General features: G+C 65.1%; 3 protein-coding genes. All 3 read left to right on the top strand.

The genetic code is table 11. The annotated features are described in order from the left end of the window. The coding region (locus tag ACNJ7E_RS41145) for a thiamine pyrophosphate-dependent enzyme (protein ID WP_418342520.1) at positions 1-879 on the top strand (879 nt) is incomplete at its 5' end. 222 nt (positions 880-1,101) lie between these two features. Beyond that, positions 1,102-1,377 (top strand): hypothetical protein, encoded by a 276-nt coding sequence (locus ACNJ7E_RS41140; protein WP_418342519.1) that lies wholly within the window; start codon positions 1,102-1,104, stop codon positions 1,375-1,377. Next, a partial coding sequence (locus ACNJ7E_RS41135; RefSeq protein ID WP_418342518.1) for a pyruvate kinase occupies positions 1,374-2,194 on the top strand: 821 nt, incomplete at its 3' end. The genes ACNJ7E_RS41140 and ACNJ7E_RS41135, both read left to right, overlap by 4 nt.

The following is a 2,194-nucleotide window of genomic DNA, read 5'->3' as shown; positions in this document are numbered from 1 at the left end:
CGCGTGTTCGCACCGGACTACGGGATCGTCTCCGACGCCAAGGCGGCGCTCGAACTGTTCGTCGCCGTCGCGAAGGAGCGCAAGGCCGCCGGAACCCTGCCCGATCGCAGCACCTGGGTCGAGGACTGCAACACCCGCAAACGCACCATGCAGCGCAAGACCCACTTCGACGACGTCCCGATCAAGCCGCAGCGGGTGTACGAGGAGATGAACCGCGTCTTCGGGCGCGACGTCCGGTACGTCAGCGCGATCGGGCTCTCGCAGATCGCCGGCGGCCAGTTCCTGCACGTCTACAAGGAGCGGAACTGGATCAACTGCGGGCAGGCCGGCCCGCTGGGCTGGACTCTGCCGGCCGCCCTCGGTGTCGTGACCGCCGATCCGACCGCCACGGTGGTCGGGCTCTCCGGCGACTACGATTTCCAGTTCCTGATCGAGGAACTGGCGGTCGGCGCGCAATTCAACCTGCCCTACATCCACGTGGTGGTGAACAACTCCTACCTCGGGCTGATCCGGCAGGCCCAGCGCCAGTTCGACATGAACTTCTGTGTCTCGCTCGGATTCGACAACATCAACACCCAGGAAGCCACCGAACACGACGTGCTGCCCGCGGTCCCGAAGGGGTACGGCGTCGACCATCTCCGGGTGGCGGAAGGGCTCGGCTGCAAGGCAATCCGAGTGACCGAACCCGGTGAGATTGCCGGGGCCCTCGAACGGGCCAAGACATTGGCGGGCGAGCACAAAGTCCCCGTGATCGTCGAGGTGTTCCTCGAACGCATCACCAACATCGCCATGGGAACCGAGTTGGACAGTGTGAACGAATTCGAGGCGCTCGCCGAGAGCCCCGACGATGCACCGTCGTCCTACGCCCTGCTTGATTAGCAACTCGATCAGCAGATAAGCACGGATGTCGGTGCCACGCGTCCGGGAGCCGGCCCTCACCATGTCGGCGCCCGGGCTCGATCGATCGCACCGGGATGGGGGAACCGCCGCCCGGCGGAATCGATACCCGACACGCTCTTCTTCAGGCCGGTCACCTCGGACGCTACCGACCGCGGTTCGGCGCTCCCACGCGGTACATACGTCCCCATCAGAGGAGGAGAAATGATCGATATCACCACTGCAATAGTGCACTTCGCACAGAAGTGGCGGCACTGGGGCGGCGGATCCGACGCCGACATCTTTGTCGAATTCGGTCTCACCCCCGTCCAATACTTCCGCCGATTGGAGCAGATCCTGGTGAAGGAGCCTTTCCCGCACAGTCTTGGTATCACCCCGACGGTCTCGGCTCAGCTCCAGCTGATCTGCCAGGCCCAGCTCGCATGCCACTCGACCGAGAACGCACTTGCACACGACGACACCCGGCTGAGTACGCGATGACCGAGTCGATCACGCTCACCGCACCGCACCCGAGTGAAATCGTCAGCGAGTCGGCGAGCACCACACGCCACTTCGACAGCCGCACTGAACCACTACGCCACACGAAGATCGTCTGCACACTTGGACCTGCTACCGCCACCGGTGACCGTATTCGCGAGCTCGTCGAAAGCGGTATGGACGTGGCGCGGCTGAATTTCAGCCACGGCGAACACGCCGACCACGAGGAGAACTACAAACGCGTCCGGGCGGCCTCGGACGCGACGGGGAAGGCGGTCGGTGTCCTCGCCGACCTGCAGGGCCCGAAGATCCGGCTCGGCCGGTTCGCCGAGGGGCGCACCACGTGGGCCAACGGTGAGGAAGTGCGGATCACCGTCGACGAGGTCGAGGGCACCCACGACCGGGTGTCGACCACCTACAAGCAGCTCGCCGAGGACGCCAAGGCCGGTGACCGGTTGCTCGTCGACGACGGCAAGATCGGATTGGTCGTCACGGACGTCGACGGCAACGACGTGATCTGCCGGGTCACCGAGGGCGGCCCGGTCAGCAACAACAAGGGTGTGTCCCTGCCGGGGATGAACGTGTCGGTCCCGGCGCTGTCGGGCAAGGACATCGCCGACCTCGAGTTCGCGCTCGGTCTCGGTGTCGACTTCATCGCCCTGTCGTTCGTGCGATCGGCCGCAGACATCGAACTCGTCCATGCCGTGATGGATCGGGTCGGTCGCCGGATCCCGGTGATCGCGAAGCTCGAGAAGCCGGAGGCGATCGACAACCTCGAGGCGATCGTGCTGGCGTTCGACGCGGTGATGGTCGCCCGTGG

This window comes from Rhodococcus mengyinensis (genome assembly GCF_048381435.1).
In the GTDB taxonomy this organism is placed as follows: Bacteria; Actinomycetota; Actinomycetes; order Mycobacteriales; family Mycobacteriaceae; genus Rhodococcus_F; species Rhodococcus_F opacus_D.
The sequence above is the reverse complement of the archived record's forward strand: the minus strand, read 5'-3'. Positions and strand labels throughout refer to the sequence as shown.